Source organism: Pseudomonas sp. EA_65y_Pfl2_P78 (assembly GCF_963970495.1).
Lineage (GTDB): Bacteria > Pseudomonadota > Gammaproteobacteria > Pseudomonadales > Pseudomonadaceae > Aquipseudomonas > Aquipseudomonas baetica_A.
The window spans coordinates 42936-63651 of record NZ_CAXAON010000019.1 but is presented as its reverse complement, the minus strand read 5'-3'; the positions used below and the strand labels follow the sequence as shown (position 1 = coordinate 63651).

At 59.2% G+C, this 20716-nt stretch carries 20 protein-coding genes, 4 tRNA genes and 1 pseudogene; 13 read left to right on the top strand and 12 right to left on the bottom strand.

Going from position 1 to position 20716, the window contains the following annotated elements:
* Positions 1 to 209: 209 nt before the first annotated feature.
* Genes pilB through yacG form a run of 5 tightly spaced genes read left to right on the top strand, consistent with a single transcriptional unit; the run spans position 210 to position 4821 of the window.
* Positions 210 to 1910, top strand: coding sequence for a type IV-A pilus assembly ATPase PilB (gene pilB / locus AACY02_RS16045; protein WP_339432787.1), 1701 nt, complete (start codon positions 210 to 212; stop codon positions 1908 to 1910).
* 2 nt (positions 1911 to 1912) lie between these two features.
* On the top strand, positions 1913 to 3130 hold the full coding sequence (locus tag AACY02_RS16040; RefSeq protein WP_339432786.1) for a type II secretion system F family protein: 1218 nt from the start codon (positions 1913 to 1915) through the stop codon (positions 3128 to 3130).
* Between the two features lies 1 nt (position 3131).
* Positions 3132 to 4004, top strand: a complete 873-nt coding sequence (locus tag AACY02_RS16035) for a prepilin peptidase (protein WP_339432785.1) — start codon at positions 3132 to 3134, stop codon at positions 4002 to 4004.
* The gene (gene coaE, locus AACY02_RS16030; protein WP_339432784.1) at positions 4001 to 4624 is read left to right on the top strand and encodes a dephospho-CoA kinase; all 624 of its coding nucleotides are present in this window, start codon (positions 4001 to 4003) and stop codon (positions 4622 to 4624) included. The genes AACY02_RS16035 and coaE overlap by 4 nt, the downstream gene beginning before the upstream one ends.
* Positions 4621 to 4821 carry a DNA gyrase inhibitor YacG gene (gene yacG / locus AACY02_RS16025; RefSeq protein WP_221733559.1) on the top strand — a complete coding sequence of 67 codons (201 nt, stop codon included), beginning with the start codon at positions 4621 to 4623 and terminating at the stop codon, positions 4819 to 4821. Before coaE ends, yacG begins: the two co-directional genes overlap by 4 nt.
* A gap of 6 nt (positions 4822 to 4827) precedes the next feature.
* Here the strand turns inward: yacG and AACY02_RS16020 are convergent, their stop codons facing one another.
* The 3 genes from AACY02_RS16020 to AACY02_RS16010 form a co-directional block, all read right to left on the bottom strand.
* A complete protein-coding gene (locus AACY02_RS16020) occupies positions 4828 to 5043 on the bottom strand; it encodes a hypothetical protein (protein ID WP_339432783.1) in 216 nt (71 codons plus the stop codon).
* Between the two features lie 65 nt (positions 5044 to 5108).
* Entirely contained in the window at positions 5109 to 5798 is a 690-nt protein-coding gene (locus AACY02_RS16015) for an energy-coupling factor ABC transporter permease (RefSeq protein ID WP_339432782.1), read from the bottom strand.
* Positions 5795 to 6262 carry an FAD/FMN-containing dehydrogenase gene (locus AACY02_RS16010; RefSeq protein ID WP_339432781.1) on the bottom strand — a complete coding sequence of 156 codons (468 nt, stop codon included), beginning with the start codon at positions 6260 to 6262 and terminating at the stop codon, positions 5795 to 5797. The genes AACY02_RS16015 and AACY02_RS16010 overlap by 4 nt, the downstream gene beginning before the upstream one ends.
* 130 nt (positions 6263 to 6392) lie before the next feature.
* On the opposite strand from AACY02_RS16010, the gene AACY02_RS16005 reads away from it, so the two are divergent.
* From AACY02_RS16005 to AACY02_RS15990, 4 genes are all read left to right on the top strand, one after another.
* On the top strand, positions 6393 to 7019 hold the full coding sequence (locus AACY02_RS16005; RefSeq protein WP_003228301.1) for a DUF1780 domain-containing protein: 627 nt from the start codon (positions 6393 to 6395) through the stop codon (positions 7017 to 7019).
* Positions 7016 to 7543 carry an MOSC domain-containing protein gene (locus tag AACY02_RS16000; RefSeq protein WP_339432780.1) on the top strand — a complete coding sequence of 176 codons (528 nt, stop codon included), beginning with the start codon at positions 7016 to 7018 and terminating at the stop codon, positions 7541 to 7543. The genes AACY02_RS16005 and AACY02_RS16000 overlap by 4 nt, the downstream gene beginning before the upstream one ends.
* Positions 7544 to 7594: 51 nt before the next feature.
* Complete coding sequence (locus AACY02_RS15995; protein WP_007909875.1) at positions 7595 to 7768, top strand: DUF3094 domain-containing protein; 174 nt, start codon at positions 7595 to 7597, stop codon at positions 7766 to 7768.
* A gap of 63 nt (positions 7769 to 7831) precedes the next feature.
* Positions 7832 to 9130: an NAD(P)/FAD-dependent oxidoreductase gene (locus tag AACY02_RS15990; protein ID WP_221733554.1), complete on the top strand. Its 1299-nt coding sequence runs from the start codon at positions 7832 to 7834 to the stop codon at positions 9128 to 9130.
* A 166-nt stretch (positions 9131 to 9296) separates the two neighbouring features.
* On the opposite strand, the gene AACY02_RS26045 is transcribed toward AACY02_RS15990, so the two are convergent.
* The 9 genes and pseudogenes from AACY02_RS26045 to rluD form a co-directional block, all read right to left on the bottom strand.
* On the bottom strand, positions 9297 to 10160 hold the full coding sequence (locus tag AACY02_RS26045; protein WP_445261965.1) for a methyl-accepting chemotaxis protein: 864 nt from the start codon (positions 10158 to 10160) through the stop codon (positions 9297 to 9299).
* Positions 10152 to 10922 (bottom strand): annotated as a pseudogene (locus tag AACY02_RS26040) (MCP four helix bundle domain-containing protein); the annotation flags it as partial. The gene AACY02_RS26045 and the pseudogene AACY02_RS26040, both read right to left, overlap by 9 nt.
* A gap of 162 nt (positions 10923 to 11084) precedes the next feature.
* Positions 11085 to 11161 (bottom strand) — tRNA-Pro (locus tag AACY02_RS15980).
* Positions 11162 to 11259: 98 nt separating this feature from the next.
* Positions 11260 to 11335, bottom strand: a tRNA-Lys gene (locus AACY02_RS15975).
* 5 nt (positions 11336 to 11340) lie between these two features.
* Positions 11341 to 11417 (bottom strand) — tRNA-Pro (locus AACY02_RS15970).
* Between the two features lie 9 nt (positions 11418 to 11426).
* A tRNA-Asn gene (locus tag AACY02_RS15965) sits at positions 11427 to 11502 on the bottom strand.
* A gap of 296 nt (positions 11503 to 11798) precedes the next feature.
* Entirely contained in the window at positions 11799 to 14363 is a 2565-nt protein-coding gene (gene clpB, locus AACY02_RS15960) for an ATP-dependent chaperone ClpB (RefSeq protein WP_339432778.1), read from the bottom strand.
* 130 nt (positions 14364 to 14493) lie between these two features.
* Positions 14494 to 15216: a peptidoglycan editing factor PgeF gene (gene pgeF / locus AACY02_RS15955; RefSeq protein ID WP_339432777.1), complete on the bottom strand. Its 723-nt coding sequence runs from the start codon at positions 15214 to 15216 to the stop codon at positions 14494 to 14496.
* Complete coding sequence (gene rluD, locus AACY02_RS15950; RefSeq protein WP_003228314.1) at positions 15213 to 16175, bottom strand: 23S rRNA pseudouridine(1911/1915/1917) synthase RluD; 963 nt, start codon at positions 16173 to 16175, stop codon at positions 15213 to 15215. Before rluD ends, pgeF begins: the two co-directional genes overlap by 4 nt.
* A gap of 151 nt (positions 16176 to 16326) precedes the next feature.
* Between rluD and AACY02_RS15945 the strand changes: the two genes are divergently transcribed.
* The 4 genes from AACY02_RS15945 (at position 16327) to AACY02_RS15930 (ending at position 20633) form a co-directional block, all read left to right on the top strand.
* Positions 16327 to 17343 carry an outer membrane protein assembly factor BamD gene (locus tag AACY02_RS15945; RefSeq protein WP_339432776.1) on the top strand — a complete coding sequence of 339 codons (1017 nt, stop codon included), beginning with the start codon at positions 16327 to 16329 and terminating at the stop codon, positions 17341 to 17343.
* 125 nt (positions 17344 to 17468) lie between these two features.
* Entirely contained in the window at positions 17469 to 17711 is a 243-nt protein-coding gene (locus tag AACY02_RS15940) for a PP0621 family protein (protein ID WP_339432775.1), read from the top strand.
* Positions 17701 to 19290 (top strand): sensor histidine kinase, encoded by a 1590-nt coding sequence (locus AACY02_RS15935; RefSeq protein WP_339432820.1) that lies wholly within the window; start codon positions 17701 to 17703, stop codon positions 19288 to 19290. Before AACY02_RS15940 ends, AACY02_RS15935 begins: the two co-directional genes overlap by 11 nt.
* Positions 19287 to 20633, top strand: coding sequence for a sigma-54-dependent transcriptional regulator (locus tag AACY02_RS15930; protein ID WP_339432774.1), 1347 nt, complete (start codon positions 19287 to 19289; stop codon positions 20631 to 20633). The genes AACY02_RS15935 and AACY02_RS15930 overlap by 4 nt, the downstream gene beginning before the upstream one ends.
* The last annotated feature ends 83 nt before the right edge of the window (positions 20634 to 20716 follow it).

Here is a 20716-nt window from a genome sequence, read left to right as displayed (position 1 = left end):
GAGTCGAAATCTCATGATCTGAGAAGGACCGAGCATAGCCCATGCCAATCGCCATAAAGCCCTGCTGACTGGGCGCGAGCAGCGGGCGGCGCGGTTTCCTACAACCTGTAACCGCACTATCTGACACTTTTTGTCACCTGCATGGGCCGTGTTTGGCGCTGTCACTTGACTAGGCTATAAGTCATGAACGGCAAGTGCGCGGAATCCCCATGAATGACATCGCTCTGAGCGGTCTGGCCAAGCAATTGGTGCAGGCCGAACTGCTGACGGAAAAAAGCGCCCAGCAAGCCTGGCAACAGGCCCAGCGCGACAGGCTGTCGCTGGTCACTTATCTGGTACAGAACAAACTGCTGAAAAGCGCTCAGGTGGCCGAGATCGCCTCGGAGCACTTCGGCATGGCGTTCCTTGATCTCAATTGCCTGGACTTGGAAACCCAGCCCAAAGATCTGGTCAGTGAAAAACTGGTGCGCCAGCACCACGCCCTGCCCTTGTGGCGTCGCGGCAACAAACTGTTCGTGGGCATTTGCGACCCGAGCAATCATCAAGCGATCAATGACATCCAGTTCAGCACCGGCCTGAGCACCGAAGCCATTCTGGTGGAGGACGACAAGCTCACCGACGCCATCGAAAAATTCTTCGACACCCACACCTCAGGCCTTGAAGACATGGCCGATGTCGATCTCGACGGTCTCGATGTCGAAGCCATCGACGACAGCAATCAGGACGCCATCGGCGGACTCGATGTCGACGATGCGCCAGTGGTGCGTTTCGTCCACAAGATGCTGCTCGATGCGATCAAGAGCGGCTCTTCCGACTTGCACTTCGAGCCCTACGAGAAAACCTATCGGGTACGGGTACGCACCGACGGCATTCTGCGCGAAGTGGCCAAACCACCCATTCAACTGGCCGGGCGCATCGCCGCACGCCTGAAAGTCATGGCCAGCCTCGATATCTCGGAGCGTCGCAAACCCCAGGACGGGCGAATCAAAATGCGCCTGTCGAAAAGCAAATCGATCGATTTCCGGGTCAACACCCTGCCCACTCTGTGGGGCGAAAAAGTGGTGATCCGGATTCTCGACCCGTCCAGCGCGCAGATCGGGATCGATGCCCTGGGCTATGAGCCAGCGCAAAAAGACCTGTACATGGCCGCGCTCAAACAGCCGCAAGGGATGATTCTGGTCACCGGCCCTACCGGCTCGGGTAAAACCGTATCGCTGTATACCGGCCTGAACATCCTCAACACCGTCGACATCAATATTTCCACCGCCGAAGACCCGGTGGAGATCAACATGGAAGGCATCAATCAGGTCAACGTCAACCCCAAACAAGGGCTCGACTTTGCTCAGGCATTGCGTTCGTTTCTGCGCCAGGACCCGGACGTGATCATGGTCGGCGAGATCCGCGATCTGGAAACCGCCGAAATCGCGATCAAGGCAGCGCAAACCGGCCACCTCGTGTTGTCCACGCTGCACACCAACAGCGCAGCCGAAACCCTGACCCGCCTGCACAACATGGGCATCCCCGGTTTCAACATCGCCACCTCGGTCAGCCTGATCATCGCGCAACGGCTGGCGCGCAAGTTGTGCAGCCACTGCAAGAAACCCATCGAGATCCCGCGCGAAACGCTGATCAAGGAAGGCTTCCCCGAGGAACGCATTGGCAGTTTCACGATCTACGAGCCGGTCGGTTGCGATCATTGCAACGGCGGTTACAAGGGGCGTGTGGGGATTTATGAAGTGGTGAAAAACACACCGGAACTGCAACGGCTGATCATGGCCGAAGGCAACTCGCTGGAAATCGACAGCCAGATGCGCCGTGACGGCTTCGACGACTTGCGCACCTCAGGCTTGCACAAAGCCATGCAAGGCATCACCAGCCTTGAAGAAATCAACCGGGTCACCAAGGACTGAACATGGCGGGCAAGGCAGCGAAAATCAGCGTCTACGCCTGGGAAGGCACGGACAGGAAAGGCAGCAAGATCACTGGCGAATTGAGTGGACAGAATCCCGCGCTGATCAAGGCGCAATTGCGCAAGCAAGGTATCAACCCCGGTAAGGTGCGCAAGAAATCAGCTGTCCTGCTGAGTTTCGGCAACCGCATCAAGGCCCGGGACATCGCCCTGTTCACCCGGCAAATGGCAACCATGATGAAGGCCGGCGTCCCTCTGCTGCAGTCGTTCGACATCATCGGCGAGGGCTTTGAAAACCCGGCCATGCGCAAACTGGTCGACGACGTGAAACAGGAAGTCGCTGCGGGCAACAGTTTCGCCAACGCCCTGCGCAAAAAGCCGCAATATTTTGACGAGTTGTATTGCAACCTGGTGGACGCCGGCGAGCAGTCCGGCGCCCTCGACACCTTGCTCGAACGCGTCGCGACCTATAAAGAAAAAAGCGAAAGCCTGAAAGCCAAGATCAAGAAGGCCATGACCTATCCGACCGCCGTGGTGTTGGTGGCTGGGGTCGTGACCGGGATCCTGCTGGTGAAGGTGGTGCCGCAATTTCAGTCGGTGTTCGCAGGCTTCGGCGCCGAACTGCCGGCCTTCACCCTGATGGTGATCAGCCTCTCGGAATTCATGCAGCAATGGTGGTGGGCGGTACTCGGCGCACTGGTGGCGGCGGTGTTCGGCACCCGCCATGCGCTGAAAAAATCCCAGGGTTTGCGTGACCGTCGAGACACCTGGCTGCTGAAGCTGCCCTTGGTCGGCACGATGATGTACAAATCCGCCGTTGCGCGTTTCGCCCGAACCCTGTCAACCACATTCGCTGCCGGTGTACCGCTGGTGGAAGCCCTCGAATCGGTGGCAGGTGCCACCGGCAACGTGGTGTTCAAGCGTGCGGTGCTGCGGATTCGCCAGGACGTTTCTACCGGCATGCAGCTGAATTTTTCGATGCGCGCCACGGGCGTCTTTCCAAGCATGGCGGTGCAGATGACGGCGATCGGCGAAGAGTCCGGCGCACTGGACGACATGCTCGCCAAGGTCGCGGGGTTTTACGAGGACGAAGTGGACAACATGGTCGACAACCTCACCAGCCTCATGGAGCCGTTCATCATGGTGGTGCTCGGGGTAATCGTCGGCGGTCTGGTGGTGGCCATGTACTTGCCAATTTTCCAACTCGGCTCAGCGATCTGACATGCCTATCGACGAACTGTTTGCCCTGTATCCGCCGGCCTTTGTTTTCACTGCGCTGCTGCTCGGGCTGGTGGTCGGCAGCTTCCTCAATGTGCTGATCTGGCGCCTGCCGAAAATGCTCGAGCGTGATTGGCGCCAGCAGGCTCAGGATGTACTTGGCCTGCCCGGCGAAACGTCACGGCCGGCCTACAACCTCATGCTGCCTCACTCCGAGTGCCCGCATTGCGCTCATCGAATTCGCCCGTGGGAGAACATTCCGCTGCTCAGCTATCTGTGGCTGCGCGGACGCTGTTCTGCGTGCGCCGCGCCGATCAGCAAACGCTATCCGCTGACCGAACTGGCCTGCGGCCTGCTCTCGGCGTTCATCGCCTGGCATCTGGGTTTTGGCTGGCCGGCGTGCCTGTTGATCTTTCTGACCTGGGGCTTGCTGGCGATGAGTCTGATCGACACCGAGCACCAATTGCTGCCCGATGTGCTGGTACTTCCGCTGCTGTGGCTTGGGTTGATCGTCAACAGCTTCGGGCTGTTCGTGCCGTTGCACGACGCACTGTGGGGCGCGGTGGCCGGGTATATGGCGCTGTGGTCGGTGTTCTGGCTGTTCAAGCTGATCACCGGCAAGGACGGTATCGGTCACGGTGATTTCAAGCTGTTGGCGTTGCTCGGAGCGTGGGGGGGCTGGCAGATTCTGCCGCTGACAATTCTGCTGTCATCGCTGGTGGGCGCAATCATCGGCGTGATTATGCTGCGTCTGCGTCAGCAGAAAACCTCGACGCCGATCCCCTTCGGCCCCTATCTGGCAATTGCCGGCTGGATTGCCTTGCTCTGGGGTGGTCAAATAACCGACTTCTATTGGCAGTTTGTCGGTTTGAAATGAATACCCCTGTGGAAAAACCCTGGATTCTCGGCCTGACCGGTGGCATCGGCAGCGGTAAAAGCGCCGCGGCGCAGCACTTCATCGACCTCGGCATCCATGTGGTCGACGCCGATCACGCGGCGCGCTGGGTGGTTGAACCGGGGCGCCCGGCGCTGGCCAAGATCGCCGAGCACTTCGGTGCTGGCGTGCTACAGGCTGATGGAACGCTGGATCGCGCCGCCCTGCGCAAGCTGATCTTCGAAGTCCCCGAAGAACGCCGCTGGCTCGAATCCCTGCTCCATCCGTTGATCGCCGAGGAAATCGCCCATCATCTAGCGCTGGCAAAATCGCCCTACGCGATTCTGGTTTCGCCGTTGTTGATCGAATCCGGGCAATACGCGATGACTCAGCGCATTCTGGTGATCGACGCCCCGCAACAACTGCAAATCGAACGCACCTTGCAGCGTGACCAGACCAGCGAACAGCAGGTCCAGGCGATCCTCAAGGCCCAGTCGAGCCGCGAAGACCGCGTGAGCCGTGCCGACGACGTGGTGGTCAACGACCGCGACCTCGCCTGGCTGCACAGCGAGGTCGAGCGTCTGCATGACTTTTACCTGACTTTAAGTGGAGGCCAATCATGAGCCAGATCCCAACCGTAGAATGCCCAACTTGCGGCGCGCCCGTTGAATTCACGCCTGAGAACACGTTTCGGCCGTTCTGTTCCGATCGCTGTAAACTGATCGACCTCGGCGCCTGGGCATCCGAAGAACACAAGATTCCGGTCGCCCCGGATGCCGAAGATGAACTGTTTTCCGGCGACTTCGACCCGCGTCACTGATCCCGCTCAGGGCCGCATGAAACCGTAGTCCTGATCGTCGTCGAGGTTCTGCGCCAAAAAGCGCAACTCGTCGGCCAGGTCTTCGGCGTTGCGCACGGTCTTGCTCTGTTGCACCACTGCGCTGAGCAAGGCGCGCAGGCTCAAACCCGGATCGAACCCCACCTCCTGCGCCATCTCCAGACTCTGCCGGGTCTCCTGTCTTGCCCACTCGTAAACACTCATGCTGCTGCTCCTGAAGGGATTTGCACGAGCATGAAATTTCCCGCGTGTGGCGGGTTTGATATGGATCAAGATTTGGGATCGTCGTCCTTCCACGGCGCCGAAAGGTAGCGGGTGCGGTTGAATGTCTCCAGCCATTCCGGGCAGAACACCACCAGCGCACTGATGACCATGCCGTTGATGAATGCTTCGGGGAAGATGATCAGCCACACGTAGCCAATGAAGTCCTCCAGCCACTCTGGCATGGCAAAGAGGCCGTCGTACCAGAGCAACGTCAGACTGAACAGCAGGCACATCAACGCCGACAATGCCGCCGCCAGAAACCCGGAACAGAAGATGTAAACAAATGGATTACGCGGCTGCGCACGCTCGACGAGGATCGCCACGCACTCAGTGACCAGCACGGGCAGCACTATGAACAATGCGCCGTTGACCCCAAGCGCTGCGAGGTCCTGACGTCCGAGCAGCACCAGGCCGACTTGCGCCACTAGCCCGCCGACAACCGCCAGCGGCCAGTCCAACAGCAACGTCACCGCTGTCATGCCGATGAAGTGATAAGACACTCCCGTGTCAAAATCCCTGCGCACCAGCCACAACAGAAACAGCGCGAACACGGTGCCGAACAGCAAATGCTGACGGCGGCGATCGCTGAACAATTCGACCCAAGGTGCGCGAAAGATCGCCCAGAGCAGCACCGGCAAATAAATCAGCCAGCCCAGTACCAGGCTTCCAGTGGACAGCACCTCGGCGCCGATCATGGCCGCGCGTTCTCCAGTGCCTCGCGCAGTCCGGCGGCGTTGGCATATTCATGCTGTTCAAGCAATCGGCGATCCTTGAGTTGCAGCCACAACACCTGACCCTCTGCGCCGGGATAGCGTGACGCAACCCGACCCTCGCGATCGAGCATGACCCGATAGCTGTAGTCACGCATGGCGGGCACAGCGAACATCCTGGCAATCAGCGTCGGCATACGCTGGATGTCGGCAACGAATACCGCGTGACGCGCCTCCAGATAGCCCTTGGGCTGATCCTTCAGCGCTTCCTTGATCAGTTTGGCGCCCTCCATGTCCCGGGCCACCAGCAGCGTCGTGGTTGTGTTGTCGAGCGTGTATGCCTGATCGTTCTGATCCAGCAACGTCCAGGGGGCGAGTTGCTCGCCGGTCTCAAGCGCATGAGCCAACAGCGGAACAAGAGCGAACAACAGTAACCAGCGTGATTTCACGTTCAATCCCCTCGGTTTACGTTCAATGGACGATTTCCGTCAGTCTACACCGCCCATCCAGACTGCCCACTGACGCACTTTGCCACGCAAGGCTTTCTGCTTGTCGCATTTGAACGCTAAGCTTGGGCCTATGGATGACTCAGATTATTTACGCCTGCTGACCATCGCGGCCGAGCAAGCCAACGCGTTCCTGTCCAATGCCCGCAAATGGGAGCGTGAGCGTTGGGTTTGCCAGCGCCTGCTGCAAGGCCTCAACATTCCCTACCGCGCCGACGAGTTCGCCCCGGCCGGCGAACCACCGGACGTGCTGTTTCGTGATGCCAATTTCGAGGTGTTCTTCGTTCTGGATGAAGGCCGGCGACTCAACGATGAATGGCGCGATGAATTGCAGCGTCGGCGCAGTGCGTTCTCCCTCAGCCAACTGGTGCGCCGGGAGGCCAAGCCGCGACGAATTCCAGCCAATGAATTTCTGCTCAGACTGGCGCCGACCTTGCGCAAGAAAGCCCACAACTACAAGGAGCGCGGCATGGATCTGGGCGAACTGGACATCATCGCTTTCGCCAGCCTCAAGCGTGAGGTTCTGGACCTCAACAGCCACTTTCCGCCCCCCACCGAATATTTGCGCCAAGGCTGGCGCTCGTTGTCCCTCGTCGGCCCGACATTCGCCCGCGTGCTGTTCGCGCACCCCGATGCTCCGGATTTTCTGCGCAGCAACCTGGGCCGTAGCATCGTTTTCGACGTAGGAATCAGCCTGTGACGCCACTTCAACAATTGATCGCCGACGTACCGCAAACCGGCCGTGTGCGCTGGATCGGCGTGCGACCGGAATCCCGTGGGCCGATGATCGAACTCGATGCCGTGGAAGCGCGACTGGAGGCCGGACTGACTGGCGATCACGCTCGCCCCGGCATCCGCAACGCGCGGCAGGTGACGTTGATCCAGTGGGAGCATCTCGCCGTGATCAGCGCCTTGATGGGGCGCTCGCACGATCAACCGGTCAAGCCTGAGGATCTGCGGCGTAATCTCGTTATCAGCGGCATGAACCTGTTCAGCCTCAAGGGCCGACGCTTTCGCATCGGTCAGGCGATTTTCGAGACAACGGGCTGGTGTCAGCCTTGCGCCCGCCTGCAAAACAACCTCGGCCCGGGCACCTTTCAAGCGGTGCGCGGGCATGGCGGTATCACCGCACGAGTGTTACAAAGCGGAATCATTCGCCTCGACGATGGCGTGTCCGTCGAACCGGTTCCGGACAGCGGCTATGCTGCGTTCAACCCCGGTTGAAAACCGCTGTAGCTTCTGCACATTCAGCAACGTCTATCTGACGAGGCCATTATGACCAGCCGCCTGAACCCCGAAGACCAGAAACATGTCGAAGAGTACCTGCAACTGTCCCAACACCGAGTCGAGCGCCGGCCTTTCCGGCCGTGGATGCTCCTGGTGCTGGTATTGGCAGTGACCATTGGTCTGGGCCTGCTGAGCCGATTTATCAGTTACCTGACGCTATGAGCTGCATCGCGCTCGCTCGGGTAACCGCACCGATTTCCTTTAAAAACCTTGCGAGTTATCCCCATGTCCCATCGTATTGTTATTGTCGGCGGCGGCGCCGGCGGTCTGGAGTTGGCTACCCGTCTGGGTAAGACGCTGGGCAAGCGCGGCACGGCCAGTGTGATGCTGGTCGACGCGAACCTGACGCACATCTGGAAACCGCTGTTGCACGAAGTGGCCGCCGGATCGCTGAACTCTTCCGAAGACGAACTCAACTATGTCGCCCAAGCCAAATGGAACCACTTCGAGTTCCAGTTGGGCCGCATGAGCGGGCTTGATCGCACACAGAAGAAAATCCAGCTGGCCGCGACCTACGACGAAAACGGCATCGAACTCGTGCCTGCGCGCGAAGTGCAGTACGACTCGCTGGTGATCAGCGTCGGCAGCACCACCAACGATTTCGGCACTGAGGGCGCAGCGCAGCACTGCCTGTTCCTCGACACCCGCAAACAAGCCGAGCGTTTCCACCAGCAACTGCTCAACCACTATTTGCGTGCGCACGCCGGGCAAACCGATGTGGTCGAGCAGATCAGCGTGGCGATCGTCGGCGCTGGCGCCACGGGCGTCGAACTGGCGGCAGAACTGCACAACGCCGCCCATGAACTGGCAGCCTACGGGCTGGACCGGATCAAACCGGAAAACATGCACATCACCCTGATCGAGGCTGGGCCACGGGTGTTGCCGGCCCTGCCGGAACGCATCAGCGGGCCAGTGCACAAGACCCTGGAGAAACTCGGGGTCAATGTGATGACCAACGCCGCAGTCAGCGAAGTGACGGCGGACAGCCTGATCACCGCCGACGGCAACGTGATCAACGCCAGCCTGAAAGTCTGGGCAGCCGGCATTCGTGCACCGGGCTTCCTCAAGGACATCGACGGCCTGGAAACCAATCGCATCAATCAACTGCAGGTGCTGCCAACCCTGCAGACCACCCGCGACGAGAACATCTTCGCCTTCGGTGACTGCGCCGCGTGCCCGCAACCGGGCTCCGACCGCAACGTACCGCCACGCGCGCAAGCCGCGCACCAACAAGCGTCGCTGCTGGCCAAATCGCTGAAACTGCGCATCGAAGGCAAGACCCTGCCGGAGTACAAATACACCGACTACGGCTCGCTGATCTCGCTGTCGCGTTTTTCGGCTGTGGGTAACTTGATGGGCAATCTGACCGGCAGCGTGATGCTCGAAGGCTGGCTGGCGCGGATGTTTTACGTGTCGCTGTATCGCATGCACCAGATGGCGCTGTACGGGCCGTTTCGCACGGCGATGCTGATGCTGGGCAGCAAGATTGGCCGCGGGACCGAGCCTCGCCTGAAACTGCATTGATATAAAAACCTGTGGGAGCGGGCATGCTCGCGAAGGCAGTGGATCAGTCGGCCAATGTGCTGGCTAATAGACCGCTTTCGCGAGCAAGCCCGCTCCCACGGGGTTTGTGTTGAGCGAAAGATGAGGTGCCTGACTGAGCTCACCACCGTTCTTTGCGCCGGCCAACTTACAACTGGAATCGCCGCACCATGCCCTGCAAGGCATTGGCCAGTTGCGACAACTCAAGACTGGCAGCGCTGGTCTGGTCGGCTCCGGCAGCGGAACGTACAGAAAGGTCGCGAATATTCACCAGGTTGCGATCCACCTCCCGCGCCACCTGAGCCTGTTCTTCGGCGGCACTGGCAATCACCAGGTTGCGCTCATGGATCTCATGCACCGAAGACGTGATGGTTTGAAGCGCCTCACCCGCACGCTCTGCCAATGTCAGCGTGGTCGTGGCTCTCGCGGCACTGGCCTGCATCGAATCGAGCGCCTGGCTCGAACCGTTGCGCATGCCTTGCACCATCTGCTCGATCTCTTGGGTCGATTGCTGCGTACGATAAGCCAGCGCTCGCACCTCATCGGCGACGACAGCAAAACCTCTACCGCTCTCGCCTGCCCGTGCCGCCTCAATGGCCGCATTGAGCGCCAGCAGGTTGGTCTGCTCGGCAATCGCCCGGATCACGTCCAGCACTTTGCCAATGTCCTGCGATTGGTTGGCCAATGACAACACCAGATCCCCCGTGTGTTGCACATCGCCGACCAGCGCATTGATGGCACTGGCAGTTTCACTGACCCGCTCTTGCCCCAGATGCGCCGATTCACTGGATTGCCGGGTGGCGTCAGACGTCGACACCGCGTTGCGTGCAACCTCTTCCACGGCCGTGGTCATCTCATTCACAGCCGTCGCTGCCTGCTCAATTTCGTTGTTTTGCTGTTGCAGGCCTTGTGTGCTGTCGAGCGTCACCGCACTGAGCTCGTCGGCAGCGGTCGCTAACTGCGTGGCCGAACCGCTGATCCCTTGCAGGGTTTCGCGCAGGTTCTGCTGCATGGTCGCCAACGCTTTGAGCAAGCGGCTGACTTCGTCGTTGCCGTGGGTCTCGATGGGGCGGGTCAGGTCCCCTTGCGCCACACTCTCCGCGGCGCTGACGGCGCTACTTAGCGGGCGCACGATGCTGCGGGTGAGCAACATCGCCAACGCAACGGTCGCCAGTGCCGCCAGAGCGATGAACACGCTAACGATCATTCGCGACGCTTCATAGTGCGCTGCAGAGTTCTGGCTTTCGACGGCAACTTGTTTGGCGAACAGATCCGCCAGGTCATTGAGTTGTTTGCCGGAGCCGTCGACCACGGTTTTCATATCGACCAGCAGCAGCTTGGTCAACTCGTCCCGCTTGCCCTGTTCTGCAAAGGTGAAGGATTGTGCAATGCCGTTACGGTAAGCCGCGAAGGTCTTTTTGAACTGCTCATAAATCTGCTGGCCTTCAGGGGTGGTGACCAGTTTGTCGTAGGCGGCGATTTTCTCGCTCAACTCTTTGTCACGGATGTCCATCTGGCCGCGGTAAGTGGCGATGTTCTTCGGATCCTGATCCAGCGCCATGCGCAAAGAAATGGTGCGAATACGCAACATCAGCTCGCGAATTTCGTCCCCGCCACGAATACTCGGCAACCACTGATTTTCTACCGCAACCTCACTGTCGCGAATACTCGACATCTGTCCGAGCGCAAACACCCCAAGCAATGCCACCAGTACCGCGATCAGGGCAAAGCCCAATGCTGCTCGAGGAGCAATATTCAACTGACGAAGCAACATGACGAGCGCCCTTATTCTTGTAGTGGTCAGAATCAAGGGGCAAAGCAATGGCAGCCCCTCTTGTTAGCGGGCTATCGGCAAGTTGTACGATGACTTGAAGGGATTTGTCTTTCGTGAAGGCAAAAAAAATCCCCGTATCTTTCGATACGAGGATTTTTAATATGGTCGGGGTAAGGGGATTCGAACTCCTGACATCCTGCTCCCAAAGCAGGCGCGCTACCGGACTGCGCTATACCCCGGTAAAAAAAAGGCGATCCTTTCAAAGATCGCCTTCTTCGATCAGCGCTTTTGGCCTCTGATCTTAAGATTCGATCCCAGCGCTAACTGGTTTCAAAAATGGTGGGTCGTGTGGGATTCGAACCTACGACCAATTGGTTAAAAGCCAACTGCTCTACCAACTGAGCTAACGACCCAAAAATGGTCGGGGTAAGGGGATTCGAACTCCTGACATCCTGCTCCCAAAGCAGGCGCGCTACCGGACTGCGCTATACCCCGGTTTGAAATTGGCTCCGTGACCAGGACTCGAACCTGGGACCCAATGATTAACAGTCATTTGCTCTACCGACTGAGCTATCACGGAACTACATATTTCAATTTACAACGGTGAAACTTACAGCTCTTAGACCCTTGTTCGCATCGCTGCGTTCGTGTGTCTGAGGCGCGCTATTCTACAACCTAGATCACCTCTGTCAACCCCCTAAATCGCTTTCAAGTTAATGATTTGCAACTTATTTCAGATTTCTGCTCAGTGAGCTGAAACCTTGTGGGTGACTGACTGCGGGGCGCACTTTACAAGCCTTTTCCTTTGAGTTCAACAGCCTGGCGAAAAAAAGGCCTCGCAAAGCGAGGCCTTCCTTATTTCATTGACGCTGCGGCTCAGTTGAAAACGATTTCGTCGTCCGCAACGGTACCGGTTGCCGTGTCCCCCGGCATGAAATGCCCCGAGAGGATCAATTGTGCCAGCGGGTTTTCGATCCAGCGCTGGATCGCCCGTTTCAAAGGTCGCGCGCCGTAGACCGGGTCGTAACCGACGGCAATCAGCTTATCCATCGCTTGCGGACTCAGCTCCAGCTTCAATTCGCGCTCGGCCAGACGACTGCGCAGACGGCCCAACTGAATCTCGGTAATGCCCGCGATCTGATCCCGCGCCAAAGGCTCGAAGATCACCACTTCGTCAACCCGGTTGATGAACTCCGGACGGAAGTGACTGGTCAGCGCATCCATCACCGCCGCACGTTGCGCCTCACGATCACCCACCAGCTCCTGAATCTGCACTGACCCCAGGTTCGACGTCATGACGATCACGGTATTACGGAAGTCCACCGTACGACCGTGGCTGTCGGTCAGGCGACCATCCTCAAGCACTTGCAGGAGGATGTTGAACACATCCGGGTGCGCTTTCTCGACTTCGTCCAACAGGATCACCGAGTAAGGCTTGCGCCGTACCGCTTCGGTCAGATAACCGCCCTCTTCGTAACCGACGTATCCCGGTGGCGCACCGATCAATCGTGCCACGGAATGTTTCTCCATGAACTCGGACATGTCGATCCGCACCATCGCCTCTTCGGTATCAAAGAGGAATTCAGCCAGCGCCTTGCACAGCTCGGTTTTACCGACACCGGTCGGGCCGAGGAACATGAACGAGCCACTCGGGCGATTCGGATCCGACAACCCGGCGCGGGAACGCCGAACGGCATTGGCCACCGCCACGACCGCTTCGTCCTGGCCGATCACACGCTGGTGCAACAGGCTTTCCATCTTCATCAGCTTGTCGCGCTCGCCTTCGAGCATTTTCGACACGGGAATGCCGGTCCACTTCGACACGACTTCAGCGATTTCTTCCTCAGTCACCTTGCTGCGCAGCAACTGGTTTTCGCTCTTGCCGTGCTGATCGACCATTTGCAGGCTGCGCTCCAGATCCGGGATCACCCCGTACTGCAACTCGGCCATGCGGTTCAGGTCGCCTTTACGGCGCGCCGCTTCCAACTCCTGACGGGACTGTTCGATCTTCTGCTGAATCTGTGCAGAACCCTGTACCTCGGCTTTTTCCGAGTTCCAGATTTCTTCCAGATCCGAATACTCACGCTCGAGACGGACAATTTCCTCCTGAAGTTTTTCCAGGCGTTTCATCGCGGCTTCGTCGCTTTCTTTCTTCAGTGCCTGCGATTCCACCTTCAACTGAATCAGGCGGCGCTCCAGACGATCCAGCACTTCCGGCTTGGAGTCGATCTCCATACGGATACGGCTGGCGGCCTCGTCGATCAGGTCGATGGCCTTGTCCGGCAGTTGCCGATCAGTAATGTAGCGATGGCTCAGCTTGGCCGCTGCGATGATTGCACCATCAGTGATCGCGACCTTGTGGTGAACCTCGTAACGCTCCTTGAGGCCACGCAGGATCGCGATGGTGTCTTCTTCGCTTGGCTCATCCACCAATACTTTCTGGAAGCGCCGTTCGAGGGCTGCGTCCTTCTCTATATATTGGCGGTACTCGTTGAGCGTGGTCGCCCCGACGCAGTGCAACTCGCCGCGAGCCAGCGCTGGCTTGAGCATGTTGCCAGCATCCATTGAGCCTTCGCCTTTACCGGCGCCGACCATGGTGTGCAGTTCGTCGATGAACAGAATGATCTGCCCTTCCTGCTTCGACAGCTCGTTAAGCAGCGATTTCAGGCGCTCTTCGAACTCACCGCGGTACTTGGCACCGGCAATCAATGCGCCCATATCCAGCGAGAGCAGACGCTTGCCCTTGAGGCCGTCCGGCACTTCGCCGTTGATGATGCGCTGGGCCAGGCCCTCGGCAATCGCGGTTTTACCCACACCGGGTTCACCGATCAGCACCGGGTTGTTCTTGGTACGGCGTTGCAGAACCTGAATGGTGCGACGAATTTCATCGTCACGACCGATCACCGGATCGAGCTTGCCTTCTTCGGCACGTTTGGTCAGGTCGACAGTGTATTTATCCAGCGCTTGACGCGACTCTTCATGGTTGGCGTCGTTGACCGCGTCGCCACCGCGCAGGTTGTTGATCGCGTTCTCCAGCGCTTTCTTGCTCACGCCTTGGCCAAGCAACAACTTGCCGAGCTTGCTGTTCTCATCCATCGAGGCGAGCAGCACCAGCTCGCTGGAGATGAACTGGTCGCCCTTCTGCTGAGCCAGACGGTCAGCCTGGTTGAGCAGACGCGCCAGGTCCTGCGACATGTTGACGTCGCCGGTGGGGTTCTGGATTTTCGGTAATTGGTCGAGCTCTTTGGTCAGCTCTTTACGCAAGCTATTGATGTCAAAGCCCACCTGCATCAGCAGAGGTTTGATCGAACCGCCCTGCTGCTCAAGCATGGCTTGCATCAAGTGCGCCGGCTCGATGGCCGGATGATCATGGCCGACAGCCAACGATTGGGCGTCGGACAAGGCCAACTGTAATTTGCTGGTTAAACGGTCTATACGCATGGGTCACCTTCCTTTTGAGCAGGCCGGACCTGAAAACCATCCTGAATGAAGAAACCTGCCAGATACCACTGTAGATGCGGTCGATTCTGCGAGATTCAAGCGGCGGAGAGTTGATGCAGGTCAGGCAAGTCTAGCGGGTGAGCCAAACCAGGGAGGCAAAGCGACCCGTGCGCGACGCACGGCGGTAAGAAAAGAAACGCGGATCGGTCACGGTGCAGAAATCGCCGCCGTAAACCGCAGTGACACCACGAACTGCAAGACGCAGGCGGGCCAGCTTATAGATGTCAGCCATGAACTTGCCCGCATTGTGGCTCGGGACAAAGGCTGTCGCCGCTTCGGGCAGTTGATCGATAAAGACCTCCCGCACTTCCGGGCCAACTTCAAACGCTTGCGGGCCGATGGCCGGACCGAGCCAGACCAGCACCTCTTGTGCCGGGACATCGAGCGTATCCAGCGTGGCTTCGAGCACACCGGCCGCCAGACCACGCCAACCGGCATGGGCCGCTGCAACGCGGGTGCCGGCGCGATCACAGAAAAGCGCCGGCAAACAATCGGCCGTCATTGCCGTGCAGGCAATACCGGGGGTTGCCGACCAACTGGCATCAGCCGTTGCAACCACGCCCGGATCAGCATGCGCCACGCAAATGCCGTGAACTTGCTGCAACCAGGCAGGCTTTATAGAGAAGTGATCAGTCAGACGCCGACGATTTTCGGCAACAGCCTCCGGGCGATCATCAACATGATCGCCCAGATTGAGGCTGTCGAACGGTGCCTCGCTGACACCACCCTCGCGGGTGGTGACACAGGCCCTGACGCTGGCCGGCGCAGGCCAGTCCGGCGTCAGCCAGTTCATCCGACGAAAGCCTCGCGATCCTGCTTGAGCAGGGTCAGCAACCAGACGAAGTCTTCCGGCAGCGGCGATTCCCAGCTCATGCGCTCACCGCTCGTCGGATGATCCAGTTCAAGGAAGCGCGCATGCAGGGCCTGACGCGGGAAGTGCTTGAGCGACTCGACCATGGTCGGGTTTGCGGCTGGCGGAATGCGGAAACGACCGCCGTACGCCGGGTCGCCGACCAACGGGAAGTTGATGTGCGACATGTGCACGCGGATCTGGTGGGTACGGCCGGTTTCCAGTTTCACCCGAACGTGGGTGTGGGAACGGAAACGCTCCAGCACGCGGTAGTGGCTGACGGCAGGCTTGCCGCCTTCCATCACCGCCATGCGCTGGCGCTGCTGGCCGTGACGGCCGATCGGGGCGTTGATCTTGCCACCGGCGGTCACCACGCCAATCACGATGCACTCGTAGATGCGGCTAACGCTGCGGCTCTGCAATTGTGCAACAAGCTTTGTCTGCGCCTGAATGGTCTTGGCCACCACCATCAAACCGGTGGTGTCCTTGTCCAGACGATGCACGATACCGGCGCGCGGGACATTGATGATGTCCGGCACGTGGTGCAGCAAAGCGTTGAGCAAAGTGCCGTCGGCGTGACCGGCAGCCGGGTGCACCACCAGGCCCGCAGGCTTGTTGATCACCAGAATGTCGTCGTCTTCATAGACGATGTCGAGTTCGATGTCCTGGGCGATCCACTCGCCCTGGGCTTCCTGCTCGGCAGTCAGCTCAAGGATGGCACCGCCATGCACGATGTCGCGAGGGCGGATGACCGCCCCGTCCACAGTCAGGCGACCTTCTTTGATCCAGGCGGATAGGCGCGAGCGTGAGTGCTCAGCGAAGAGTTGGGCGGCGACTTGATCGAGGCGTTGGCCGCCCAAATCGGACGGCACCTCTGCGCGAAGTTCAATTTTATCGGACATGCTCTGACTGGGCGTCGGCACAGCCTTTGGTTTCGGCTGCGCGCTTGTGGTTAAATACGGCGTCTTTTGCCCCGAGGCTTTTCAACGGGGCGCTCATCATAACAGGACGGCCCCGCCCAAGACAGCGGCCGTCATAGGGACGCAAGCCGCCATGCAAGTGAAACACCTGCTGCTGATCGCCATCCTCGCATTGACCGCTGCTTGCTCATCGAAGGAAGTCGTAGACGAAAACCTCAGCGAAGCCGAGCTGTATCAGCAGGCTCAGACTGACCTGGACAACAACAGCTACACCAGCGCCACAGCCAAGCTGAAGGCTCTGGAGTCGCGGTATCCGTTCGGTCGCTACGCCGATCAGGCACAGCTGGAGCTGATCTACGCCAACTATAAAAACGCCGAGCCGGAAGCTGCAAAGTCCGCTGCCGAGCGTTTCATTCGTTTGCATCCGCAGCACCCGAACGTGGATTACGCCTACTACCTGAAAGGTCTGACGTCTTTCGACCAGGACGTCGGCCTGCTGGCGCGCTTCCTGCCGCTGGACATGACCAAGCGTGACCCGGGCGCTGCCCGCGACTCCTACAACGAGTTCGCCCAGCTCACCAGCCGCTACCCGAACAGCCGCTACGCGCCGGACGCCAAGCAGCGCATGATTTACCTGCGCAACCTGCTGGCGGCCTACGAAATCCACGTCGCCGACTACTACCTGACCCGTCAGGCCTACGTTGCTGCGGCCAACCGTGGCCGTTATGTCGTGGAGAACTTCCAGGAAACCCCATCGGTCGGTGACGGCCTGGCGGTGATGACCGAAGCCTATCAGCGTCTGCACCTGGACGAACTGGCGGCCACCAGCCTGGAAACCCTGAAGCTCAACTACCCGAACCACCCGAGCCTGCAAGACGGTCAGTTCGTGCCATCGGTCGCCGAAGCCGACAACCGTTCGTTCCTGAGCAAGGCGACCCTCGGTCTGATCGAGTCGCGTCCACCGCTGCCGCCAGGCGAGACCCGCGCCAACCAGGACGTACAGAAGCAGTTCCAGGACGCCAAAGACGCGATCCCGAACGAGCTCAAGCCTAAAGACGAAAACGGCGACGTGATTGAAGAGCCGGAACCTGAGTCGAGCAACAGCGACCGTTCGTGGTTCAGCTACATGACTTTCGGCGTGTTCGACTGATCACACCGGATGGACAAAAAGGGAGATCTTCGGATCTCCCTTTTTCATTACCGCGCTTTAATAGGCTGTGCGCTTGTCAGGTCCTTGGCTAAACTGCCGGATCATCAGTCGGAAAGCCGCTCATCATGTTTCGTTTATTGTTCTGGATCGTCCTGATATTTGCTGCGGTATGGCTGTGGCGCAAATTCAAGGCATCCGCCTCGTCCACACAATCTCCACGCTCGCCTCGCGAACAGGATGCCGCACCAATGGTGCGTTGCGCCCATTGTGGCGTGCACCTGCCCCGCGACCGCGCGCTGAGCGTTCAACAACAGTGGTATTGCAGCCAGGCTCACCTTGAGCAAGGCCCAGGCCCCAGTGATCGCTGAGGCCGCCAACGCCAACAGCAAACAGGCTCAGCGTCTGCTGCGCCTTTATCATCTCTACCGTTTAAGTGTCGGCATCACGTTGGTGCTGTTGATCTCCAGCAACATGGACAACCGTCTGCTGACGTCGGCCAACGACGATCTGCTGCGCGGTGGCAGTTGGCTGTACCTGATCCTCAACATTCTGCTCGTGGTGTTTCTGGAAAACATCCGCCGCCCCGCGCAACTGTTCAGTCTCGCGCTGGTCGACGTATTACTGCTGTGCGGCCTGTTCTATGCAGCAGGTGGCGTTGCCAGCGCCCTGGGAAATTTGCTGATTGTCTCGGTGGCCATCAGCAATACCTTGCTACGACGACGCATCGGTCTGCTGATCGCCGCCATTGGGGCTCTCGGTATTGTCGGCCTGAGTTTTGTGCTGAATTTCAGCCATCCCCTGAGCGCCAACGAATACCTGCAGGCCGGCACTCTCGGCGCCCTGTGTTTTGCCGCGTCTCTGTTGGTGCAAGGACTGGCCCGGCGCTTGGAAGTCAGCGAAACACTGGCCGAACAGCGCGCCAGCGAAGTGGTAGGCCTGGAAGCCCTCAACGCGTTGATCCTGCAACGCATGCGCACCGGGATTCTGGTGCTCGACGAGCAACGGCGGGTACAACTGGCCAACCACAGCGCCCAGACGTTGCTCGCGCAAGCCCGTCTTCAAGGCCATTTGATCGACGACTACTCGCCGGCGCTGGTCGATCGCCTGCTACTGTGGATGAATAACCCGACCCTGCGCCCGCAGAGTCTGAAAATTCCCGGCAACGGTCTGGAGTTGCAACCGAACTTCATTGCACTCGAGCAAAGTCCGAACCAGCAAACCCTGGTGTTCCTCGAGGATCTGGCGCAGATCGCCCAACAGGCCCAGCAACTCAAACTCGCCGCCCTCGGACGCTTGACTGCCGGCATCTCCCACGAGATTCGCAATCCGCTGGGCGCCATCAGTCATGCCGCGCAGCTATTGGGTGAATCCGAGGAACTCGACAGCGCGGATCGGCGTCTGACGCAGATTATTCAAGATCACTCCCAGCGCATGAACCGAGTCATCGAAAACGTCCTGCAACTGTCCCGCCGCCAGCAAAGCGCCCCCCAACGGCTGGAACTCAAGCCGTGGCTGGAAAACTTCGTCGCCGAAAGCCGCGAACAGGCCACCGAGCGCCAGCAGATTCATCTGCGAATCAACTCGGGTGACTTCACCACCCTGATGGACCCCAACCAACTCACGCAAATTCTCGACAATCTGTTACGCAACGGTTGGCGTCATAGCGCCTTGCTGCATGATCAGGCCGAGGTCTGGCTGGCACTGTTCATCGATGCCGATAGCCAGTTGGCGACACTCGAAGTGCAGGACAACGGCCCCGGCGTGCCGCCCGATGAACAGGCGCACCTGTTCGAACCCTTCTTCACCACCAGCAGCCAAGGCACCGGCCTTGGGCTTTATCTGTCCCGTGAGCTGTGCGAAAGCAACCAAGCGCGCCTAGACTTCAAACCACGCCAAGGCGGCGGCTGCTTTCGCATCACCTTTGCTCACGGACGGAAACAAAGTTGAACACGAGCCCACGGCAAAAAATCCTGATCGTCGACGACGAACCGGATATCCGCGAACTCCTGGAAATCACCTTGGGACGGATGAAACTCGACACCCTCAGCGCACGCAACTTCAGCGAAGCCCGGACGCTGTTACACAGCGAGTCGTTCGACCTGTGCCTGACCGATATGCGCTTGCCCGACGGTACGGGGCTGGAACTGGTGCAGCACATCCAGCAACGTTACCCGCAACTGCCGGTGGCGATGATTACCGCCTACGGCAGCCTGGAAACGGCGATCAACGCCCTCAAAGCCGGCGCGTTCGACTTTCTCACCAAACCTGTCGATCTCACTCGCCTGCGCGAACTGGTCGGCACGGCCCTGCGCATGCCTGCCTCTGGCGGACTCGGCACATCGATTGATCGACGCTTGCTGGGCGAATCGCCACCGATGCGCAACTTGCGCAAACAGATCGACAAACTCGCCCGCAGCCAGGCGCCGGTGTACATCAGTGGCGAGTCCGGTAGCGGCAAGGAATTGGTCGCAAGACTGATTCACGAACAAGGACCACGCGCCAGTCAGCCATTCGTGCCGGTGAACTGTGGGGCGATTCCTTCGGAGCTGATGGAAAGCGAATTCTTCGGTCATCGCAGAGGCAGCTTTACCGGCGCCGTCGAGGACAAACCCGGGTTGTTTCAAGCTGCGAATCGCGGCACGTTGTTCCTTGATGAAGTGGCGGACTTGCCTCTGTCGATGCAGGTAAAACTGCTGCGGGCGATTCAGGAAAAAGCCGTGCGCAGTGTTGGCGGCCAGCAGGAAAGCGTGGTCGACGTGCGGGTTCTTTGCGCCACACACAAAGATCTGGAGGCGCAGGTTACGGCCGAGCGTTTTCGTCAGGATCTCTATTACCGGCTAAACGTGATTGAACTGCGCGTACCGTCCCTGCGCGAACGACGCGATGACATTGAAGTGCTGGCCAGTCATATGCTCAAGCGCCTGGCCAGCGGCAGCGACCAACCGGCGGCACGCTTGCACCCACAGGCCTTGGAAGCACTAAAAAGTTACCGGTTTCCGGGGAATGTCAGGGAACTGGAAAACGTCCTCGAACGCGCGCACACATTGTGCGAAAACCGAGTGATCGAGGTGGGGGACTTGCGACTGAGCGAAGGTAATTGCACGGCCGAGAGCGGCCTTGCCGACCTCACGCAGATCGACAATCTTGAGGATTATCTGGAGAACGTCGAGCGCAAACTGATTTTGCAGGCGCTGGAGGAAACCCGCTGGAACCGCACGGCGGCGGCGCAGCGCTTGAGTCTGTCGTTTCGTTCGATGCGCTATCGCCTGAAGAAGCTCGGTCTGGATTGAGGCCCCTTCGCGAGCAGGCTCGCTTCCACAGGTTTAGAGGGTGTACATGAATAGTGTGGACAGCAAGCCCCCTGTGGGAGCGG

Excerpts from the sequence above, each read along its gene's own strand:
- pilB (WP_339432787.1), top strand. The coding sequence starts at position 210 with ATGAATGACATCGCTCTGAGCGGTCTGGCCAAGCAATTGGTGCAGGCC.
- AACY02_RS16040 (WP_339432786.1), top strand. The coding sequence starts at position 1,913 with ATGGCGGGCAAGGCAGCGAAAATCAGCGTCTACGCCTGGGAAGGCACG.
- AACY02_RS16035 (WP_339432785.1), top strand. The coding sequence starts at position 3,132 with ATGCCTATCGACGAACTGTTTGCCCTGTATCCGCCGGCCTTTGTTTTC.
- coaE (WP_339432784.1), top strand. The coding sequence starts at position 4,001 with ATGAATACCCCTGTGGAAAAACCCTGGATTCTCGGCCTGACCGGTGGC.
- yacG (WP_221733559.1), top strand. The coding sequence starts at position 4,621 with ATGAGCCAGATCCCAACCGTAGAATGCCCAACTTGCGGCGCGCCCGTT.
- AACY02_RS16020 (WP_339432783.1), bottom strand. The coding sequence starts at position 5,043 with ATGAGTGTTTACGAGTGGGCAAGACAGGAGACCCGGCAGAGTCTGGAG.
- AACY02_RS16015 (WP_339432782.1), bottom strand. The coding sequence starts at position 5,798 with ATGATCGGCGCCGAGGTGCTGTCCACTGGAAGCCTGGTACTGGGCTGG.
- AACY02_RS16005 (WP_003228301.1), top strand. The coding sequence starts at position 6,393 with ATGGATGACTCAGATTATTTACGCCTGCTGACCATCGCGGCCGAGCAA.
- AACY02_RS15995 (WP_007909875.1), top strand. The coding sequence starts at position 7,595 with ATGACCAGCCGCCTGAACCCCGAAGACCAGAAACATGTCGAAGAGTAC.
- AACY02_RS15990 (WP_221733554.1), top strand. The coding sequence starts at position 7,832 with ATGTCCCATCGTATTGTTATTGTCGGCGGCGGCGCCGGCGGTCTGGAG.
- AACY02_RS26045 (WP_445261965.1), bottom strand. The coding sequence starts at position 10,160 with ATGCAGCAGAACCTGCGCGAAACCCTGCAAGGGATCAGCGGTTCGGCC.
- clpB (WP_339432778.1), bottom strand. The coding sequence starts at position 14,363 with ATGCGTATAGACCGTTTAACCAGCAAATTACAGTTGGCCTTGTCCGAC.
- pgeF (WP_339432777.1), bottom strand. The coding sequence starts at position 15,216 with ATGAACTGGCTGACGCCGGACTGGCCTGCGCCGGCCAGCGTCAGGGCC.
- rluD (WP_003228314.1), bottom strand. The coding sequence starts at position 16,175 with ATGTCCGATAAAATTGAACTTCGCGCAGAGGTGCCGTCCGATTTGGGC.
- AACY02_RS15945 (WP_339432776.1), top strand. The coding sequence starts at position 16,327 with ATGCAAGTGAAACACCTGCTGCTGATCGCCATCCTCGCATTGACCGCT.
- AACY02_RS15940 (WP_339432775.1), top strand. The coding sequence starts at position 17,469 with ATGTTTCGTTTATTGTTCTGGATCGTCCTGATATTTGCTGCGGTATGG.